The organism is Brevibacillus sp. M2.1A, assembly GCF_013284355.2.
In the GTDB taxonomy this organism is placed as follows: Bacteria; Bacillota; Bacilli; order Brevibacillales; family Brevibacillaceae; genus Brevibacillus.
On record NZ_JABSUY020000001.1, the window covers coordinates 3373714 to 3392983 of the forward strand.

A 19270-nucleotide genomic window follows, 5' to 3' on the forward strand; every position below is an offset into this window, starting at 1 on the left:
CACTGTGTCCGCCGTTGGTTTCCAAAAACATCACGTGAGGAGAGAGCATCGATGAGCAAATTCGACGGTCACTATGGTTTTCAGCGAATGTTCCAAGAAGGGAAGATGACCTTGGGATTTCACATTCCGCTGGAGGCATACGAATGGGAAGCACCGACAATGGAGCGACAGGTTGAACTCGTTCAAGCGGCAGAAGACTACGGCTTTACCGGAATCTGGCTGCGCGATGTGATTTTGCAGGACCCTGCTTTTGGTGACCCCGCAACCGGGCAAATTTATGACATGATGATTTATTTAACCTATTTGGCTGCGCAAACCAAAAAAATCGCTTTCGGTACCTCGAGTATCGTGCTTCCACTGCGTCATCCGTTGCGAGTGGCAAAAGAGACAGCGACCATCGAAAATTTGTTTCCCCAACGTTTGATGATGGGGATTTCTTCAGGAGACAGACGGGCAGATTTTCATGGATTGAATGTGCCCCATGAACAGCGTGCAGAGCTGTTTCGCGATGGCTACGACTACTTGCAGAAGGTCATGGCAGAGGATTTCCCAAAAATCAACTCTCCATACGGTATGATTAATGGAGCGAATCTGGTGCCTAAATCGACTGCGCCCATTCCTACTTTTATCACGGGGTACAGTCAACAAACGATGGACTGGTTCGCGCAAAACGGAGATGGGTGGATTTATTATCCGCGTGACCCATACAACCAAGCACATGCCATCCAGGAATGGAGAGAGCTTGTCCAGAAATATCATCCAGGTGTATTCAAGCCGTTTATTCAGCCTCTTCATCTGGATCTTGCAGAAAACCCGGATGAGTCGGTCACGCCGATTCGATTAGGGTACCGGGTCGGAAGAAAGATGCTTATAGAACTGTTGGCCATGTATCAAGAGGTCGGCGTCAATCATTTGTTCTTCGCCTTGTTCCCTAGCCAGCGTCCTATTGACGAGGTCATCGATGAGCTTGGACAAGAAGTACTTCCATATTTCCCGGCCCATATCGATACACCGGAGCAGGTTTGAAAACATCTTTTATGAGGAGGGGAGGACATGCAAAAATACAATATCCCTGTAGAAGCAACATTGGAAGTCATTGGAGGGAAATGGAAAGTAGTAATCCTCTGCTTGTTGGCAAAAGGGACAAAGCGGACAAGCGAATTGAAACGCGCAATGCCTGCCATCACGCAAAAAATGTTAACGCAGCAACTGCGAGAATTGGAAGCGGACAACATCATTACCCGCAATGTGTATCAGCAGGTTCCCCCACGCGTCGAATATGAATTGACGGAGTACGGCAAGACACTTTCGAAGGTCTTAGATGTCATGTGCGAATGGGGAGAGAGTCACATCGAAAACCAATTGCAAAAAATAGCCGAATGAAAAGGGGAAGTTCGATGAGAGGAATTGGCATCAAGCAATACGGCGACATCCAACAGCTAACAGAAATTGAACTGCCAACAAAGCCGATCGGACCGGAGGATATGCTCATTTCAATAAAAGCGAGCGGGGTAAATCCTGTCGATTGGAAGGTGAGGGAAGGTCTGCTGCAAGCAGATTTTCCTTTTGAACTGCCACTTATTTTAGGGTGGGATGCGGCGGGCACGGTAAAGGCTGTTGGTACGAATGTGCAGGATTTTCAAATCGGGGATGATGTCTTCTTTCGTCCGGAGCTGGAAAGGGAAGGGACATACGCAGATGAAATGGTCGTTCCGGCGAATATCGTAGCCCCGATGCCACGTGGTTTGTCGTATGCAGAAGCGGCTTCACTTCCGCTGGTTGGACTAACGGTTTGGCAGGCATTGGTGGAGGTAGGGAAGGTACAAGCGGGAGAAAAAGTCCTTGTGTTGGGGGGGAGCGGCGGGATCGGTTCCATGGCGATCCAGCTAGCAAAAGCGCTAGGTGCCTATGTGGCAACAACAACGAGCTCCAAAAACAGCGATTATGTCCGTGAGCTGGGAGCAGATGAAGTCATCGTGTATGACCAGGGAGCACTTCATACCTCTGCGCAATTTACATTCATGCTGGACACGTTGGGTGGAGAAGCGTACGGAGAAGCTATAAGATTGATGAAGCAGCAAGGAAGAGTGGCCACCATTATCAGCGAGCGCGATGCCAAGAAACCTTCGTTCGCGGATGCGTTTGAGAAAGAACGAGAGCTGGATGTTACTTTTGTGTTTACGCGTCCAGATGGGATAAACATGAATCGTATTCGTGAGCTAGTGGAAGCCAAACATGTAAAGCCGTTTTTGACGAAGATATATCCAATGACGATTGAGGGGGTTCGCGATGCGCATCTCTTTAGTCAAACGGGTAGAGTGCGTGGGAAGATTGTGCTCGTCCGATCATGAAAGGGAGAAAGAGCACGAGTAGGTTGCGCGAATGGAACAGCGGCGGGCTAGGAGTATCGTTTTCAACCGAGCCCGCTGTTGTTTTCATGATAAAGCCAGCGTGACGGTCTAGTCTAAATCGCCTTCGCTGGTAATCGTCAGCTTCATCTCCTTCGAATCACGGCCCCCTGCAGGACAAAGGTAATCCCTAAAATTCCTGCGATGGCAAGCAGTCGAATGAAACCGTTGGACACAAACAGATTGATACAGATTAGCCCAATAATGATCAGAACAAGCAAAATCACCGTTTTCCCCGACATGTACGTGTTACCCCTTTCCTCAGACAAAATGAGTGGTTTCGTCAAATCGGAATATGCGGGTCGTTCCATGGCGTATGTAATTTGATTTTTTGGTTGTCGGAATTTTCTGTCCGCACTCTGGATACCTACTATTGTAGCGAATACAATCGTGGAAGGAAAGGCGGGATCACGTGAAAAAACTCCCTTCTGTCAACGCAAGGTGTTCACCTGTACGGATGAGAGGGAGTTTACGCTTGTGAATATGCTACACACGTTACTTCGTTGCTAGCTGGCGCTCCGTTGTCTGCTGCTTCAACGGCTGTCCGGCCAATTGTGATCGTTTGGATCGAATCATGATGGCAGTAATCAATAGCGCGATACCATTGATGATAAAAACAAAGCGAATCGGGATGAGTCCTCCTAGAACGCCGCCAATGATCGGTCCCATCATTGTTGCGAGCTGCGTCGAGGATTGGTTCAGGCTAAACGCTCTGCCGCGAAATTCTGGTTCTGTGACTTTTACAATCATGGCATTGATCGACGGATAAACAGCGGCAAAAAACAGTCCGTACGCGAAGCGCAAAATGCCAAATCCATACAGATTGGTGAAGAAAAATTGCAGTAAATTTCCGATCGCTCCACCCATTAAGCCGATGAACAAGATTTTGGAATAGCCAACCTTTGACCCGAGCTTTCCCCATTGTGGAGCTGCAATGACGGTTGCGATGCCCACCGCCGCAAAAATGATGCCGGAGCTGAGGGATGCGTCTTGTTGCGAAGCGCCCAATTGCATAACATACACGGTTAACAAAGGCTCAAGAAGCATAACGGAAATCGTGACCATCAGGCTCATACCTAATATGGACATCAAAGGCCGGTTTGCCATTGCAGCCCGCAAATCTTCTCGTACACTAGATCGACTGCCGGAGCGGTTGAAGTTCGTTTCCTTCACGAAGAAAGTAGCGATCAGCGCTGCTACGAGGACGACAAATCCTGAAAAAATAAAAGCTTCTGCGTTTCCCCATACGTGACTGACGACACCGCCAACCAACGGACCGATGATTCCTCCTGTTGCTCCCGAAGTCGCCATAATCCCCAGTGCGTACCCGACGTTTTTTTCTGGTGTATTCGTCGCTACCAGCGCAATGGCGGCAGGTACGTAGCCGGCAAGCAAACCCTGGAAGATCCGTAACACAAGAAACAAATAAGGGTCCGTAATCAAATACGTCAAAAAATACAGCAAAGCGAGGCTAAATCCAGACCGAATCAACATTGGCTTTCGTCCATATTTGTCCGCAAGCGAGCCCCAAAATGGCGAGATAAGTGCACTTGCCAAAAATGTGATGCCAAACGAAATACCGGACCAGGCTTCCAGATGCTCATTGACCCCCAGTGAAGTATGGAGGAAGATGGGCAGGAAAGGGATCGAGATGGAGTAGGCGGTGCTACAGAAAAATACCCCAATCCATAACACAATCAAATTACGTTTCCAAGAAAATTCCATCTTTCTGTCACAACCTTTGCAGTTAAAAAGCAGGAATATTGTTATTGATCATTCTAGCACTGCAAAATGATGCTGACCAATTCGGAAATATGATCGGACTATTGCAAAAATGAAATAAGAGGAAAACTTGACTTCATTCGGACAAAAGAAAATCCCCTAACGACAAGAGATAAAGCTCTTGTATCCGTTAGGGGATTTCCATTTAAAACGGCAGGTTAATGTCCGGCAGGAGTACGAATACCCACACGATCAATCAACCGCTTGCTTTAACCGCTTGCTTTCATCATTAAGTCCGGTGATAAAGACGAATTTGTCCAACTGTCTGTATTTCTCTACGACTTTCGAGATAGCCGTGACAGCTGACAAATCCCAGACATGGGAACGAGAAAAGTCAATAATAATCTGCTGGGGATCATCCTGAAAGGAAAATTGGTCGACGAAGTGTGTCATGGTACCAAAGAACGAAGAAGCTCGCAAAGCTCAGGCTCAACCAAGCGACAAATTTAGACCAATTCAAGCTGGTTTAAGAATAAAAAATACTACAGAAGACCGAAATTGCACTTCTGCGTTTTCAGTGCAAAAGGATAACGATTTTTATGTTTTAACTGCTGGACACTGCACAGAAAATGTTGGGGATAGATTTCAGCAAGGAGGAGAAAGGTTTGGTAAAACCGCAGATTTTAATTTCGGTGGGAGTGTAGATGCAGCACTCATTGAACTAACAAACGGATCTGACGATGCTACTTACTATGTTTTTGGAAATTATAAATCAGAATACAATACGATTACAGAGGTTCAAAGAACAAGGGATGAAACCATTGGAGATACAGTTTGCAGTGTGGAACGTTGAAATCAACTAATTGGAGGGGGAGTATAGAAAGCCCAAATGGAGACAAGCAATACTTTACTAATATGAGACAAGCTAGTTATTCAGAAGTACCAGGGGATAGCGGAGGGCCTATATTTTACGGTGGAACAGCAATAGGAGTTCATAGCGCAGATACTGGAGTTTACACACATATTAGCGAAATAGAGGATTATTTTAACATTGATTCAATTTTTACTGGTAACTAGTTGAAATAAAGTTCCCCATGAGGGAAGGGGTTCTCATGGGGAATAAGAAAGGAAATGAGCACATTGAAAAAGGCTTTGATAGTAATCATTGCAGCATTACTTATAACTGGATGTGCAACTAATCACAAGAATGTTGAAAAGCAAGCATTAACAGGATACGTAACTGAAAAAGATTTTGAAAAAAAAGGTCTCTTAGTTATAGAAAATGATGAAACCAAGACGAGCGATGAGAATTTCTATGCAGCAGAGTGGTATTTCCCAAAAGAAGAAGCCGTATTCCTCGATAGCAAGGGGAATAGTATCTCGTTTGATGAAATCGAAGTTGGTCACACAGTTTCTACATGGTCAACGACACCATCAGCACAGTCTTATCCCAGTGGCGCAGAACTCAGTAAACTTGTAATTAATGAAGAAAGCAAAAATCCTATTAATCAAATGGATAAAAAAAGTGCGATTCAGCACGCAATCAATTACTTAAAGAGCACACATAATGATGGAATCATTATGAAAAGTGCAAGTAGACAGAAAGATCATTGGCTGATAAAGGCAACCGACTATGATCATAAAACAGATACTATTCTACAAATCAATGCTCAAACAGGAGAAGTAAAAGAGCTTTAAAATTTGTACCTTCTGCACCAAAAAAGGAGGTGATAAGTTTCTCATAAAAGTGTAGAGGTTAAATAAGCATGCACGATGCACTATTTCAATACAAACAACCAAGCTGTACATACTTTAATAAGCACACCAAATGTACCTAGTATAAGCAACTGTAAAGAAAGGGTTCAAAACATCATGAATTGTATAAAAGATGTTGATCTATTAAAGCACCCAATCTTAGCATCAAAGTAGGAGGGCTTGGAACAGCTTCGCGCCGTCTCCCAAAGGCGCGGGTGGGGTGCCCGCTTATCAAGATTTACGCTGAGTAATATTCAGGTTCGAGCCTCTGATTCCTTGATGGATAAGGAGATTCGAACCATTTTTTTTGCCAATGTGCTCCGCGAAGAAAAAAATTCCAATAAAACATCGATATAAAAGTCAAATCCATATATAATGAAAATGATTTTCAAAATCAAACACTTGATTGATGTTGTTCTTGAGAGAGGAGTGCTGCTTCAATGCTTCGCAGATTTTTTTCTTACTATCGGCCTTATCGTGGATTATTCATCCTCGACTTCACGTGTGCAGTTTTTGTTGCTTTGTTGGAGTTGGGATTTCCGCTTGCAGTGAACATGGTTGTCGATCAATTACTTCCAAGCAAGGATTGGAACATGATCGTATGGGCGTGCATTGGCCTTTTGGCTTTGTATGGTCTCAACGCCGGGATGAACTATGTCGTCACGTACTGGGGACATATGCTTGGAATTAACATCGAGACGGATATGCGTAAGAAGCTGTACGACCATATTCAAAAGCTCTCTTTCCGCTTTTTCGATAATACCAAGACGGGGCATCTGCTATCTCGCCTAACGAATGACTTGATGGAGATCGGGGAGGTCGCTCACCACGGTCCGGAAGATTTGTTTATCGCGGTGATGACGCTGATTGGTGCTTTTCTTTTGATGTTCAATATTAATGAAGAAATGGCGCTGCTTACGTTTTTGGTGATTCCGCTCTTGATATTCTTCGTTGTTCACTTCAACCGCAAGATGACGAGCGCGTTCCATCGTCTGTACGGCGACATGGCGGATTTCAACGCACGTGTTGAGGATAACGTAGGCGGAATGCGTGTGGTACAGGCTTTTGCCAATGAGAAATTTGAAAACAAAAGATTTGCAGAGAACAACCAGCGTTTCCGTATCACCAAGCTGTTGTCCTACAAAATCATGGCCCAAAATATTTCCGTCAGTTACGTGCTGATGCGCTTAGTCAATTTGTTCGTCTTGATTTGCGGCAGCTGGTTTGTTATTCAAGGTGAATTGACCTACGGTGAATTTGTCGCTTTCTTGCTATTAACGAATGTATTTTTCCGTCCGTTGGAGAAAATTAATGCGATTATCGAGAGCTATCCAAAAGGGATTGCCGGTTTTAAGCGCTACATCGAAATCATGGACACAGCACCGGATATTGCGGATGCTCCGGATGCGATCCAGGTAGAGTCGTTGAAGGGCGATATCTCGTACAAGAATGTTTCGTTTAGCTACGACCAAGAGTCTTCTGTTTTGCAAAACATTGATTTGAACATCCGGGCGGGCGAGACCATTGCATTTGTAGGCCCTTCTGGAGCAGGAAAAACCACGCTGTGCAGCCTCTTGCCGAGATTTTATGAGATCGACGGAGGCAGCATCACCATCGATGGAATGGACATTCGCGAAATCACGTTAGCGTCATTGCGCAGCCAAATCGGGATCGTTCAGCAAGATGTGTTCCTCTTTTCAGGGACGATTCGTGAAAATATCGTGTACGGAAAACTAAATGCTTCAGAGGAAGAGATCTGGGAGGCAGCGCGTCTCGCTAAACTAGAAGAATTTATCCGTTCTCAGCCTGCTGGTCTGGAGACGATCATTGGTGAACGCGGAGTCAAATTGTCCGGTGGTCAAAAACAAAGACTGGCGATTGCGCGCATGTTCTTGAAAAACCCGCCGATCCTGATTTTGGATGAAGCAACCTCTGCACTCGATACCGAAACGGAGGCGGCGATCCAGCAGTCCTTGCAGGAACTGTCCAAAGGACGTACGACATTGGTGATCGCGCACAGATTGGCTACCATTAAAAATGCAGATCGCATTATCGTTGTAACGGAACAAGGCATTACGGAGCAAGGAAGTCATGATCAGCTCTTGGCTCGTGAAGGCATCTATAGCAGACTGTATAAGGCGCAGTTCGGCACATACCTTGATCAGTCAAACAGCGTTTTTTCTTGATAAGGAATAGAGAGGGAGATCGTGATGCTAGAATGGGATGACGATTTTATTACACAACGGTTTGATATTTCTTCAAAACCGAGACCCAATGCCTTATTTTCGATGAAGGCGAGAGATTTGGTAAACCTGAAACATATGAATGAGCTTGTACAAATCTATGCTCCGCTAATCAAGGCACATGAGCTGACTGCTGCTGGTACTTACATCAGCAGTTGGCTCACGAGCCCTTCACTCGGTCTTTTGTACATGATCTCTGTCTGGAACCGTGCACTTACGATGACGCTGGATAATATGACGATTGAATTGTTTTACGAGGATGACTATCCGCAATTCGTCTTTGTGATCCCGGCATATGAGATCATAGAAGCGCCTACCAGCGAAGCAGAACGCGCAATCTGGCTCGAGGAATGCTATCGTGCGTATTTCCAAGACTTCCTGCATCCGTTGCTCACGACTCTTGCAAAGGTAACAGGAAACCCGGAAGCGATGCTTTGGGGTCAGTTCCCAACCAAGTTCAATTACTATACAGATGTTTTTGTGGCGTTGGTAGAACAGGATAGCGTCAAGCAACAAGTGAAGGCTGATTACGATGTTCTCTGTAATCAGCTGGAAGGCGAGAGCTTTGGATTGCCAAAAAATCCGTTTCGCGTGAAAGTGCGCTGGATCGAGGATATGCGTGACCCCAAAGCGAAAGTGCGGATCAAGAACCAATGCTGTTTGTACTATAAGACGGGGGAGCAAAAGTATTGCTATACCTGTCCGCGGATAAAAGAAGAAGAGCGCGCTCTGATGAGAATTCATACGTAGCGGCCCCTCCCTTTGTGGAGGGTTTTTTCTATACATCGTCGACGTATGGACATGGGCTAGCCTCTTCCTATAAAGTAGAGTCAGGGATAAAGTTAGAAAAATCAGAATGATTTCCAGGAAGGCGTGGTTCGTATACAGAAAATGAACCAAAAGGAACTGGATCGCTACGTTCGTGATTTTCAGCAAGCGGTTGTCGATCAGCAACTGAGCTTGTATTATCAACCACTTTACGACCTGAGAACAGGCAAAATAATCGGAGCAGAAGCTCTGGTAAGATGGAACCATCATCAAAAAGGGCTGCTGCCCCCGGAATGGATATTGTTGTTAGCAGAAAAGAGCGGGTTGATTCTATTGGTAGAGGAATGGGTAATCAGAACGGCTTGCCAGCAGAACAAAGCTTGGCAGGACGCTGGACTACCACCGCTTGTGACATGTGTGAATCTATCATCCTCTACCTTGGAATCGGACCAGGTGGGTAGCAGGATTCAAGCGATCTTAGATGAAACAAACTTGCAGCCTCACTATTTGGAGCTGGAATTTACCGAGGATTCGACCAGAGATGGGGAGCGTACCATTGAGATTTTAGCAGAACTAAAAAGAATCGGTGTAAAAATTAGCTTGGATGATTTTGGGAAGGGCTATAGCAGCATTCAACATCTATCCCGCTTTGCCATGAACAAACTAAAAATCGATCAATCCTGTGTGAGGGAATGTATGAGCGATGTCACACAGGCAACCGTTATTAAAACTGTCATGGCGATGGCACGAAGTCTAGGCGTGCAAGTAACGGCAGAAGGTGTAGAGACGCAAGAGCAACTGGATTTTCTTTGGCAGCTTGGTTGTGATTCTGCTCAAGGGTTTTGGTTTAGTGAGCCCATGCCTGCCGAAGACCTGGCTCGTGTGTTGAAGCGTGAGGAAAGGTTTAGGAACAGTGCTTTTCTATTACTCAATGGTGGACAGCACCGAGCTCTTGATCCATACGAAGTGGACCATAGTGAGCGAGGAGACGTTCTTCGCAAGCAACAACCTGTGACCGAATCACCCTATCGATTGATCGCAGAAAACTTGTCGGATATTATCGTGATCATCAACAGTCAGGGGATGATCACGTATATTTCGCCAGCCGTTCAATCTGTCATGGCAATTGCTCCTGATGAAGTCGTGAATCGACACTTGCTAGCTGTACTACCACTGGAAACGGGCAGGCTTGTTATGCAAACGATTCGTCAGATCACGATGGAGAAGCAGCCTCGTCTCATTACATTTAGTTGCCCGGACCGGAATGGCAAAAAGATCACGCTGGAGGCAAAAGGCACCCCGGTTATTCGTGAAGGTCATGAGACGAACCAAGTCATCTTTATTATTCGAAATCACACGAAGCACGTGCAAACAGAAGAGTTTTTACAAAAGATAGACAAGCTATCCGTCATTGGGCAAATGGCTGCTGGGGTTGCGCACGAAATACGAAACCCGGTAACTTCCATCAAAGGCTTCGTCCAATTGCTCCGTCGAGACCAATGGAAGCGGGAATACTTTGATATTATGCAGGCTGAATTTCACCAATTAGAGAGTGTCCTGCGAGAATACGTCTTTTTATCAAGAGAGTGCACAGAACCGTACGAATCACATAATCTAACGGATTTGCTGCGGCAGGTTACACGATTCATGCAAGCAAAGCTAGAGCGTCATCATCTGATGCTGGATGTCAAGGAAGTGGAAGGGACCACGATTTGGTGCGATCAGAATCAAATTCAACAGCTTTTCATGAATCTTCTGTCGAACTCCGTTGAGTCGATGCAGGATGGTGGGACGATTCGTATCGTGGCAAGGCATAAAAAAAGTGAGCAAGTGATGATTAAAATTATTGATCAAGGTTGCGGTATGGCGGAAGAACGGTTGAAACGATTAGGGGAGCCTTTTTATAGCACAAAAGAAAAGGGGACCGGGCTAGGACTTATGATTTGTTATAAAATCATGCAAGCACACGACGGGTACATCCATTTTTCAAGTACCCCGAATAAAGGAACGACAGTGGAGATTTCCTTTCCACTAGGAAAATCAAACCCAAGGCTCGATCGATAACGTGATCATGCCTTGGGTTTTTCGCACTTAGTCTTTCTTTGTTTGGTTATCGGAAAATTGTTGTTGAACGGCTTCCAAAAAACGCAGCCATGCCTCGGGCAGCTTAGGCTCTTCTGTAGGGCGGCGCATAGTGGAATTGCTATCGTTTTGATTCGCTCGCTCCATTCTCCATCTATCCTTTCGTGTCTAGCCAATCATGCCGCAGGGTGAACAAGTCTCGCAGTTCTTCCGTGGATAGCTCCGTGATCCAGCTTTCGCCCGTCCCGACAATTTGCTGGCTCAGCGATAGCTTTCTCTCCATCATCTCATCAATACGTTCCTCAATTGTCCCGAGCGAGATGAATTTGTAGACGTGAACATTGCGCTGTTGTCCTATGCGATGAGCACGGTCGGTGGCCTGATTTTCTACCGCAGGATTCCACCAGCGATCTACGTGAATGACGTGGTTGGCTTCCGTCAAGTTCAAGCCAGTTCCACCCGCACGCAAGGAAAGAATGAAGATGGCCCCGCGTTCCTCGTCCGGAAGTGTCGAGTCTTGAAAACGAGCGATCATCTCATCGCGTTTTTCTTTCTTTGTGGCTCCATTTAGGAAGTAGACAGGGCCATAGCCTTCTCGCGTCAGCACTCGTTGAAGCAAATTGCCCATTTCGATGTATTGGGTAAAAATCAGACAACGCTCTTTCTTTTGGCGAATATCCTCTACCAATTCCAACAGCCTTTCCAATTTGTGCGAGCGACTGGCTTCATCTGTTGTTGCGATTTCATTCAAAATGAGGGCAGGATGGTCACACAATTGTTTGAGACGTGTCAGTGTCGTCAGAATCAGACCGCGCCGTTCCATAGGTGAAGCTTTTTCCATACGATCAAACATATCTTGAATCGCGGTCTCATAAAGTGCGCCTTGCTCGGTAGTCAGCGGTACATATTCCTTGCTCTCATTCTTGTCTGGCAAGTCGAGCTGAATGTTCGGATCGGTTTTCACCCGACGGAGCAGGAAAGGCTGAATGAGTCGTTGCACTTGATTGATGAGCTGCTGGTCTTGGTCTCGTTCGATGGGATGGACAAAACGCTGGGTAAATTCCCCAAGACTTCCCAGGTAGCCAGGATTCAAGAAGTCGAAAATGGACCAGAGCTCACTTAGGCGATTTTCGATCGGAGTGCCTGTGAGAGCGATCCGGTGCCATGCTTTCAAATCGCGCACAGCGGATGCTTGCTTTGTATAGGCGTTTTTAATATTTTGCGCCTCGTCGAGACATATCGTATCCCATGTAACCATTCCTAGCTCCTGCTCATCCAAATGGGACAGAGCGTAGGAGGTAATGACCAGATCCGCTCCCTTGATCGCTGGCAAAAACGCCTCCTTCTTTTGACGATCATTGCCATAGTGAATCATTACGTGAAGAGAAGGGGCGAAACGCTTCAGCTCTTTTTGCCAGTTTCCTATGACGGAGGTCGGGCAAATTAAGAGAGAAGGAGTACTGGCTGGGCCATGTTGTTTGACATGAAGCAAATACGTAATAAATTGAACCGTTTTCCCCAATCCCATGTCATCGGCCAGACAAGCTCCCAACCCAAAGCGGCGTAAAAAGAACAGCCACGAACTGCCCTCTAGCTGATAATTGCGCAACGTCCCGTGAAAAGTAGATGGCTGCTCCATAATCGGGATGCGCTTCGTTTCTTGCAATTGATTCAACAGCTCTCGCAAATGCTGGTTTAGCTGAACTTCAACCGTTAGGGAAGTATCGAAATCGTACTCATCCTCGGGTAGCTCCTCAACCTCTACAGTGGGGGCGAGGTGCATTCTCATGACATCGCGAAGGGACATGCCGTTTTTCGCTTGGTTTTTCTTGAGCGCTTCCTGCAGCTGCAAGAATAGATCGGGAGTCAATTGCACCCAATGCCCGCGAATTTTCAACAGGCGCTGCTTTTGTTTAATGAGTTCCTCAAATTCCTCTTCGCTGAGCTCTACAGGTCCCAAGGCGAGCTTCCATTCAAAATCCATGAGCTGGGAGACACCTAGGAACGACTGTCTGCTAGCCCCGACAGAGGTTGTAATCTTGGCTTTTAGCTTCGGTTTTACCCGACGCACTTGTTCCCACCATGCTGGCAAAAAGACGTGAATGCCAGCTTGCACCAACTGCAAACTGCTCGATGTCAAAAAGATCCATGCTTGCTCATTCGTCAGTCGGGTGAGAAAACGGCTTTGATTCTCCAGGGTGTCTTTTTGCCAAGGGAGAATCTCTTTGCATTTGGCTAGGTCCGTGAGAAAACGATTCCAATGTTCACGCCAGTCAGCAGGGATGCGAGCGGTGGTTACTCCCTCAGCCGTCAACTGGTGTGGCTCAATGAGGAATAACTGATCGGGCTCTTCACGATTTTGCAAATACACTTGGAGTTGCCAGTCATTGGGGTGCTCCTCGGCCTCAACGATTTGCAAGCATGTGCGAAACGGTGTCGTATCTGGCAGCCAGCCTATCGATTGCAACCATTCCTGTTCCTGCAGGTGTGGAGAAAGCTCGGCGCCCATGACGTAAAGAGCCGGATATTGCGTCAATAGCTGCTCCCACATTCGTCCAATCTCGCCAGTACCTTGCAAGGATTCCTCCACGATGAACGAAAGCCACCTGTGTCCATACTCTGGAAAATCGACGGGAGTGTGCAGGGCTCTCCAGCCGATTTGACCTTTTTTCCAAGAAGAAAAATCAGGGGCAATGGAGCCTTGTGCGAGTGTATCGCGGATCATTCCCGCAACATGCGTAAATTGTTCAAATGGCGTGCTGACTGAATAGGTCCGATGCAAAAGCCACTGAGGGGAGACAAAAAAGGAGAGGGCCTTGGCAGGGCTGAGCAATACGCCATGCTCGTTTTTATCCAGGAAGGTTCCGTAATAGGATGCCTCATCCCACGCAAAAAGTGTTCCTGCCAATTCTTCTGGATCGACCACTGTTCCTTGCGTGTCTTTGCCAGTAATCAAGAATTGTCCGTCTGCCAAAAGCTCTCCGTCTAGAACCAATGTAGTGACGGTCTTCATAAGTTGAAATTTCCTCTCCTTAGCTCTTCTTGAAAAGCACGTAACCGATTATGTTTGGCAGATAATTGTTCCACGTATCGTTCCCAGCGCGCATCTTGGTTTGCTCTGTTGTAAATCGTCCTTACCCTTTTCATGAGCTTGATGGCTTCTTTGTAGGCCGTTCGGTTCCGTTCCGCAATCAGTCTGTTCACCTCACGCAAATAAAAAGGGAAGAGCAGTGTCGGCTCGGCTTCCTCGATTTCTTTTACCTGCATGATCGAGATATCTGCCATGGGGACTTGAAACGACATTTGCAAATCAATCCATTGCTGAAACTGTCGTTCTTCATATAAATAAGCGGCATATTCGTGATAACTGCTCGGCAAGAATTGCTTCAGCTTGGCGCCACACTCGGCTGATCGGCCCACTTGGTCCATTGCTTCCTGCCAAATGGCGATAACGAGTCGGTATTGTTGTGTCTCGGCTTGACCGATTAAGGTCGTCAACGAGGCAGTCCAATCGAGAAATCGCTGCCATTCTCCATTGCGAGCGAATGATTTCATATAGGACAAGTAGAAGGAGAGGTTCAAGCGGCTCATTCTTTTCCAGATTTGTAGAGCAGCTTCGTCCTCCTTTTCCATCACATGAAAGTGGGCACGGAGCAGCAGACCTTTTTCCTTTTCGGCGGCAGAACTGTTTTCATCGTTGATCAGCTGATCCAATACATGGATCTCCTCTTGCATCCACTCTGGCTTTTTCAATAGCATCCACCATAACATTTGATAGGCGAATACCCAGTAGAGGGAAGTAGCTTCGTTTTCTTTCAATTCCTTTGTCAGTTGAAGAGTATCTTCGATGGCATCCTGGTGGTCAACCAAAAGAGCAGGGATGTCTGCAAAGTACAATGTCCCTTCTAATTGATCCAATAACCGCTCGGCGGTCTGAACCAAATCGAGAAACCAGTATGATTGGCGGTACGTTTTGACGTATTGTGTAAGCTTCATGAGATGAAACAGATTGGCATGAATGACAAAGAGTTGCGCCCGATCCTTCGGCCATGAGGCAGCAACACTCAGCACATTTTGATAGCTCGATAATAACTCAGAGGAAGCCCGATACGATTCCATTGCCGCAAACAAGTTGCGTGTCCAGCTCTCAAAAAATGCCCACCATTCTTTGACGGAGCTGTTCGCGTTTAGCGGAGAGGAAACAGACGCTGTATCCTGTTGAGCAGGAGCGGTATGGCTGTATTTATAAGTAGGAATCAGCAGATGAGGAGAAAAAGTAGCTCGTCTTGGTTGTTGGGAGCGGGTCAAAAATGTACGAGGATTCTCGAACACACTGTACATCTGAAAAAATGTAGCAGCAATATGCTTGCAAATGCGCGAATAAGGGCAGGTGCAAGTACTGTTTTGAACCGTTTCCATATCGAGGCGAACATGATACACCTCGGAGCCTTGAACATCACTCGTCAAATATTGGCCTTGTTCTACGCGTGTATTGAAGACGACGCCATCTGAAAAGTACGTATAGCCCCGTTCAATGATGTGTCCTTCGACGGCAATTAGGATTTGCTCGCCTAGCTGTATCGCTTGTTCCCGAGTCAACTCTCTTTGCAACATGTAGTAAGATCCTCCGAACGAAGTGTCATCCCTCCATTATAACCCAAAATGCGGAGAATGGAAAAAGATGCGTGTGTTTGAGAGCATCAATAAATGGTTTTGGGCGATAAGCAGAAACAATACTTAATTTTTGCAAAGACTGGGTGTATACTGTACACGTCGAATGAAAAACAATTAAACGCAATGTGTTTTATTGTCTTTAGTTGTATTTGTACAACAACAGAGAGAAGGGGCATACATGCTATCGATTTCGATTCTGCTCGTACTATCGTCTGGCCTTGCGCACGCAGTCTGGAACCTATTCACGAAAAAAAGTGAGAACAAAATGGCTTTTCTATGGTTGATTACATTGCCAACAACCGTGATCCTCTTACCTGTTCTCATTTGGGAATTGATACACGTACAACTGACATGGACTTTGGGTCTTTTTCTGTTTCTGTCCTTTTTCTTTCAAGGATGCTATACCTTATTGATTTCAAAGGCGTATACATACGGGGATATCTCACAGGTTTACCCCATCATGAGGGGGACGGGGACGCTTCTCATTCCGTTTTTTAGCGCGATTTTCTTTCAAGAGTATTTATCTGTACCGGGATGGCTGGGGGTCATTTGCATCGTGATCGGAGTCTTTGCCATCAGCGGGATGATTGGCACAGATCGTCAGGTACAACCAGTGAATCCGCTGGCCCTGCGATACGCTGTTGCTGTTGGACTATGCATTACAGGGTATACGTTGACCGACAAGCAAATCGTCCAACAATTATCTCCCTTCGCTTTATTGGAAATAACGAACTTTGCCTGCCTGATTGTCGCAGGGGTCTTCGTTTGGAAGAAGGGACTCATTCGCCGTGAGTGGCAAAAAAACTGGCGAACGATTGTGCTGGGTGCTGTCCTGTCTCCAGGTTCGTATCTGCTGTTTTTGTTTGCCATGACATTGGCACCGCTGGCAGCCATTGCACCCATTCGTGAGGTAAGTACGGTTTTTGGTACGCTGCTCGGGGTCTTCTTGTTAAAGGAGCGACAACGCGTATGGCGTCTGTCCATGTCTTTGATGATCACGATAGGCATTATTTCCATTGCCCTTTGGGGGTAAAGGATGATAAAGAGTCGGCTGGGAGAAATCCTGGCTGGCTATTTTTTTTGCTACCAGGGAAAGATGAAGGGGTAAGAAAAAACGGCTAAGGATGATCAAAATGGATGCAAAAACAGTTGCACCGATCACTCATAAGCGAGCGAAAAAAAGGAGGATCGCACTGAGAGCTCTTGGAATCATCATTGGAGCTCTGTTGGTGGCAGTCGGACTGGAAATCTTTCTGGTTCCCAACAACATCATTGACGGTGGTGTAACCGGTGTTTCCATTATGGCATCAAAGCTGACAGGAGGATCACTCGGAATATTTTTATTCCTTTTTAACCTGCCCTTTTTACTTATTGGCTACAAGCAAATTGGCAAGACATTCGCCATCTCTACGCTGTTCGGTGTCGTCGTGATGTCGGTGGGGACGAGCTACCTTCATCATGTTCCCGGCTTGACGGACGATTTGCTTCTCTCTGCTGTTTTTGGGGGGATCATTATCGGAATCGGTGTGGGACTTGTCATTCGCGCGGGCGGTTCCTTGGATGGAACGGAAATTGTTGCGATCCTGATGACGAGGAAAAGTCCGTTTTCAGTCGGCGAAATGGTCATGTTTTTTAACATTTTTATTCTAGGCAGTGCCGGCTTCATATTTGGATGGGATCGGGCCATGTACTCGTTAATTGCTTATTACATCGCTTATAAAATGATCGATATTACGATGGTCGGACTCGAACAATCCAGATCAGTATGGATTATCAGTGATTATCCAGTCGAAATTGGCGATGCGTTAACGGCGAGACTGGGGAGGGGAATTACCTATTTGAATGGAGAAGGTGGCTACTCCGGGGACGTCAAAAAAGTCATTTTCTGTGTCATCACCCGATTGGAAGAAGCGAAGCTGAAATCCATCGTGGAGGAAATCGATTCCTCTGCATTTTTGGCAATCGGTCATATTCACGATGTTTCTGGTGGACGGTTTAAGAAAAAGAATATTCATTAGCCAACGAGTATGGCCCCCTTTTCCAGTTAAGTGAACGGCGAGAAGGGGGTTAAAAATGTATTGACCGTAATGACAGAATTATTCTACGATTATCTTATACCAAAATACAAAATATCATTCCGTATTTTGGGACGATAAAGTGGTGATGAAAAATGGAAAAAACAGCAAACCGCAGTGTGTTGAAAACGCTGGAGTTTTTAGAGTATTTCATCGATAACAGCGAATTGAGTCTGGCGGAACTCGTGGAATTGTCTCAAATGCCGAAAAGCACGGTATTTCGGATCATCCAGACCCTTGAAATGCGCGGTTTCGTCGCCAAAACAACGAGCCATCAACCGCCCAAGTACCAATTGGGCTTGAAGCTACTCGAATTTGGAAACATCGTGGCACAGCGATTGGAGATCAGAAAACTCGCGCTTCCGTACATGCTGCAATTACGTGATAGCGTCGAGGAAGCAGTCAATTTGATTATTCGGGATCAAGATGAAGGAGTTTACATTGAAAAAGTGGATACACGCGGGTACGTGCGGGTTTATACCCAGGTAGGGCGAAGGGCGCCTCTGTATGCCGGAGCGTGCCCGCGCATTTTGTTATCGTTCATGCCAAATGAGGAAATTACCGCTTTCTTGAAGCGGGTTGAATGGAAAAAGATCGCTCCAGGTACCAATACGGATGAACACCTGTTGTGGAAATGGATACAAGATGCGCGTGAGAGGGGTTATACCGTGAGCTACGGTGAACTGGAGCCTGATTCTGCGGCCCTGGCAGTCCCCATTCGTGATTTTACGGGACAAGTTATTGCTGGATTGAGCTTAGCTGGCGCTTCTTCGCGTTTTACGGAGGAGCGATTGGGATATTTGGTCCAGGAGACGAAAGCGGCGGCGAAAAGCATCATGGGCCAACTGGGATATACGGAAACAATCACAGATAAATAGGAGGAGTAGGACATGAAGACGGTTTTGGTAACGGGTTTTGATCCTTTTGGGGGGGAGTCCGTCAATCCAGCATGGGAGTCGGTAAAAGAGCTAGGAAAGATCGAGTCTGCACATTATCAAGTGGAAATACGTCAAATCCCTACTGTCTTTGATAAGTCGATCGAGCAGCTTTATGCAGCGATTGAGGAAACGAAGCCGGACATCGTGCTTTGCATTGGACAAGCAGGCGGACGTGTCGATATTGCTGTCGAGCGCGTTGCGATTAATGTGAACGATGCTCGTATTCCAGACAATGAAGGAAATCAGCCCATCGATACGCCGATTCGGGAAAATGGACCTGTTGCGTACTGGTCTACCTTGCCTATCAAGGCCATCGTCCATGAATTACGAAAACAAGGGGTACCCGCATCCGTTTCACAAACGGCCGGAACCTACGTGTGCAATCATCTTTTTTATGGTTTGATGCATTATCTAGCCGAATATCACGCATCAACGCGAGGGGGATTCATTCATATTCCTTATCTGCCTGAGCAGGCTGCAAGGCTGGCCGAACAGCCAAGCATGGCGCTGGAAACGATTGTGAAAGGGTTGCAAATCGCAATCGAGGCAACGATTTCGCATGAGCAGGATATGGTTGTGGGTGGCGGACAAATCAGCTGATCAAG

19 protein-coding genes are annotated in these 19270 nt (G+C 46.4%); 13 read left to right on the top strand and 6 right to left on the bottom strand.

Translation table 11 applies throughout. From position 1 onward, the window contains the following. Positions 1 to 51: 51 nt before the first annotated feature. Genes HP567_RS16780 through HP567_RS16790 form a run of 3 tightly spaced genes read left to right on the top strand, consistent with a single transcriptional unit; the run spans position 52 to position 2351 of the window. Entirely contained in the window at positions 52 to 1026 is a 975-nt protein-coding gene (locus HP567_RS16780; protein ID WP_173609385.1) for an LLM class oxidoreductase, read from the top strand. Between the two features lie 27 nt (positions 1027 to 1053). Further along, a complete protein-coding gene (locus tag HP567_RS16785; protein WP_173609384.1) occupies positions 1054 to 1383 on the top strand; it encodes a winged helix-turn-helix transcriptional regulator in 330 nt (109 codons plus the stop codon). Between the two features lie 14 nt (positions 1384 to 1397). Continuing rightward, positions 1398 to 2351, top strand: coding sequence for an NADP-dependent oxidoreductase (locus tag HP567_RS16790; RefSeq protein ID WP_173609383.1), 954 nt, complete (start codon positions 1398 to 1400; stop codon positions 2349 to 2351). A gap of 143 nt (positions 2352 to 2494) precedes the next feature. Here HP567_RS16790 and HP567_RS16795 read toward each other — a convergent pair whose 3' ends face one another. The 3 genes from HP567_RS16795 to HP567_RS16805 all read right to left on the bottom strand — a co-directional run bounded on the left by HP567_RS16795 (position 2495) and on the right by HP567_RS16805 (position 4583). Beyond that, on the bottom strand, positions 2495 to 2650 hold the full coding sequence (locus tag HP567_RS16795; protein WP_173609382.1) for a hypothetical protein: 156 nt from the start codon (positions 2648 to 2650) through the stop codon (positions 2495 to 2497). 253 nt (positions 2651 to 2903) lie between these two features. Then, positions 2904 to 4133 (bottom strand): MFS transporter, encoded by a 1230-nt coding sequence (locus HP567_RS16800; RefSeq protein ID WP_173609381.1) that lies wholly within the window; start codon positions 4131 to 4133, stop codon positions 2904 to 2906. Positions 4134 to 4382: 249 nt separating this feature from the next. Beyond that, positions 4383 to 4583, bottom strand: coding sequence for an STAS domain-containing protein (locus HP567_RS16805; RefSeq protein WP_229088048.1), 201 nt, complete (start codon positions 4581 to 4583; stop codon positions 4383 to 4385). Here HP567_RS16805 and HP567_RS16810 point away from each other — a divergent pair. The 6 genes from HP567_RS16810 to HP567_RS16830 all read left to right on the top strand — a co-directional run bounded on the left by HP567_RS16810 (position 4582) and on the right by HP567_RS16830 (position 10960). Then, positions 4582 to 4983: a hypothetical protein gene (locus HP567_RS16810; RefSeq protein WP_173609380.1), complete on the top strand. Its 402-nt coding sequence runs from the start codon at positions 4582 to 4584 to the stop codon at positions 4981 to 4983. The genes HP567_RS16805 and HP567_RS16810 overlap by 2 nt on opposite strands. Then, the gene (locus tag HP567_RS30025; RefSeq protein ID WP_173609379.1) at positions 4980 to 5207 is read left to right on the top strand and encodes a trypsin-like serine protease; all 228 of its coding nucleotides are present in this window, start codon (positions 4980 to 4982) and stop codon (positions 5205 to 5207) included. The genes HP567_RS16810 and HP567_RS30025 overlap by 4 nt, the downstream gene beginning before the upstream one ends. A gap of 54 nt (positions 5208 to 5261) precedes the next feature. Then, on the top strand, positions 5262 to 5828 hold the full coding sequence (locus HP567_RS16815; protein WP_173609378.1) for a DUF3221 domain-containing protein: 567 nt from the start codon (positions 5262 to 5264) through the stop codon (positions 5826 to 5828). A 497-nt stretch (positions 5829 to 6325) separates the two neighbouring features. Then, a complete protein-coding gene (locus HP567_RS16820) occupies positions 6326 to 8071 on the top strand; it encodes an ABC transporter ATP-binding protein (RefSeq protein WP_173609377.1) in 1746 nt (581 codons plus the stop codon). Positions 8072 to 8095: 24 nt separating this feature from the next. Next, a complete protein-coding gene (locus HP567_RS16825; RefSeq protein WP_173609376.1) occupies positions 8096 to 8878 on the top strand; it encodes a Fe-S oxidoreductase in 783 nt (260 codons plus the stop codon). 123 nt (positions 8879 to 9001) lie between these two features. Continuing rightward, the gene (locus tag HP567_RS16830; protein ID WP_229088050.1) at positions 9002 to 10960 is read left to right on the top strand and encodes an EAL domain-containing protein; all 1959 of its coding nucleotides are present in this window, start codon (positions 9002 to 9004) and stop codon (positions 10958 to 10960) included. Positions 10961 to 10987: 27 nt separating this feature from the next. Here HP567_RS16830 and HP567_RS16835 read toward each other — a convergent pair whose 3' ends face one another. From HP567_RS16835 to HP567_RS16845, 3 genes are read right to left on the bottom strand one after another with little or no spacing between them, the layout of a single operon-like run. Continuing rightward, a complete protein-coding gene (locus HP567_RS16835; RefSeq protein WP_173609375.1) occupies positions 10988 to 11125 on the bottom strand; it encodes a hypothetical protein in 138 nt (45 codons plus the stop codon). 7 nt (positions 11126 to 11132) lie between these two features. Then, entirely contained in the window at positions 11133 to 13991 is a 2859-nt protein-coding gene (locus HP567_RS16840; protein ID WP_173609374.1) for a DEAD/DEAH box helicase, read from the bottom strand. Continuing rightward, entirely contained in the window at positions 13988 to 15592 is a 1605-nt protein-coding gene (locus HP567_RS16845) for an SWIM zinc finger family protein (protein WP_173609373.1), read from the bottom strand. Before HP567_RS16845 ends, HP567_RS16840 begins: the two co-directional genes overlap by 4 nt. Positions 15593 to 15830: 238 nt before the next feature. Between HP567_RS16845 and HP567_RS16850 the strand changes: the two genes are divergently transcribed. The 4 genes from HP567_RS16850 to pcp all read left to right on the top strand — a co-directional run bounded on the left by HP567_RS16850 (position 15831) and on the right by pcp (position 19265). Beyond that, positions 15831 to 16685, top strand: coding sequence for a DMT family transporter (locus HP567_RS16850; RefSeq protein WP_173609372.1), 855 nt, complete (start codon positions 15831 to 15833; stop codon positions 16683 to 16685). 100 nt (positions 16686 to 16785) lie between these two features. Further along, a complete protein-coding gene (locus HP567_RS16855; RefSeq protein WP_173609371.1) occupies positions 16786 to 17670 on the top strand; it encodes a YitT family protein in 885 nt (294 codons plus the stop codon). Between the two features lie 152 nt (positions 17671 to 17822). After that, positions 17823 to 18605 carry an IclR family transcriptional regulator gene (locus HP567_RS16860; RefSeq protein ID WP_173609370.1) on the top strand — a complete coding sequence of 261 codons (783 nt, stop codon included), beginning with the start codon at positions 17823 to 17825 and terminating at the stop codon, positions 18603 to 18605. Positions 18606 to 18617: 12 nt separating this feature from the next. Beyond that, positions 18618 to 19265: a pyroglutamyl-peptidase I gene (gene pcp / locus HP567_RS16865; protein ID WP_173609369.1), complete on the top strand. Its 648-nt coding sequence runs from the start codon at positions 18618 to 18620 to the stop codon at positions 19263 to 19265. Positions 19266 to 19270: the final 5 nt, after the last annotated feature.

Excerpts from the sequence above, each read along its gene's own strand:
- HP567_RS16780 (WP_173609385.1), top strand. The coding sequence starts at position 52 with ATGAGCAAATTCGACGGTCACTATGGTTTTCAGCGAATGTTCCAAGAA.
- HP567_RS16785 (WP_173609384.1), top strand. The coding sequence starts at position 1,054 with ATGCAAAAATACAATATCCCTGTAGAAGCAACATTGGAAGTCATTGGA.
- HP567_RS16790 (WP_173609383.1), top strand. The coding sequence starts at position 1,398 with ATGAGAGGAATTGGCATCAAGCAATACGGCGACATCCAACAGCTAACA.
- HP567_RS16795 (WP_173609382.1), bottom strand. The coding sequence starts at position 2,650 with ATGTCGGGGAAAACGGTGATTTTGCTTGTTCTGATCATTATTGGGCTA.
- HP567_RS16800 (WP_173609381.1), bottom strand. The coding sequence starts at position 4,133 with ATGGAATTTTCTTGGAAACGTAATTTGATTGTGTTATGGATTGGGGTA.
- HP567_RS16810 (WP_173609380.1), top strand. The coding sequence starts at position 4,582 with ATGGTACCAAAGAACGAAGAAGCTCGCAAAGCTCAGGCTCAACCAAGC.
- HP567_RS16805 (WP_229088048.1), bottom strand. The coding sequence starts at position 4,583 with ATGACACACTTCGTCGACCAATTTTCCTTTCAGGATGATCCCCAGCAG.
- HP567_RS16815 (WP_173609378.1), top strand. The coding sequence starts at position 5,262 with ATGAGCACATTGAAAAAGGCTTTGATAGTAATCATTGCAGCATTACTT.
- HP567_RS16820 (WP_173609377.1), top strand. The coding sequence starts at position 6,326 with ATGCTTCGCAGATTTTTTTCTTACTATCGGCCTTATCGTGGATTATTC.
- HP567_RS16825 (WP_173609376.1), top strand. The coding sequence starts at position 8,096 with ATGCTAGAATGGGATGACGATTTTATTACACAACGGTTTGATATTTCT.
- HP567_RS16835 (WP_173609375.1), bottom strand. The coding sequence starts at position 11,125 with ATGGAGCGAGCGAATCAAAACGATAGCAATTCCACTATGCGCCGCCCT.
- HP567_RS16840 (WP_173609374.1), bottom strand. The coding sequence starts at position 13,991 with ATGAAGACCGTCACTACATTGGTTCTAGACGGAGAGCTTTTGGCAGAC.
- HP567_RS16845 (WP_173609373.1), bottom strand. The coding sequence starts at position 15,592 with ATGTTGCAAAGAGAGTTGACTCGGGAACAAGCGATACAGCTAGGCGAG.
- HP567_RS16850 (WP_173609372.1), top strand. The coding sequence starts at position 15,831 with ATGCTATCGATTTCGATTCTGCTCGTACTATCGTCTGGCCTTGCGCAC.
- HP567_RS16855 (WP_173609371.1), top strand. The coding sequence starts at position 16,786 with ATGGATGCAAAAACAGTTGCACCGATCACTCATAAGCGAGCGAAAAAA.
- HP567_RS16860 (WP_173609370.1), top strand. The coding sequence starts at position 17,823 with ATGGAAAAAACAGCAAACCGCAGTGTGTTGAAAACGCTGGAGTTTTTA.
- pcp (WP_173609369.1), top strand. The coding sequence starts at position 18,618 with ATGAAGACGGTTTTGGTAACGGGTTTTGATCCTTTTGGGGGGGAGTCC.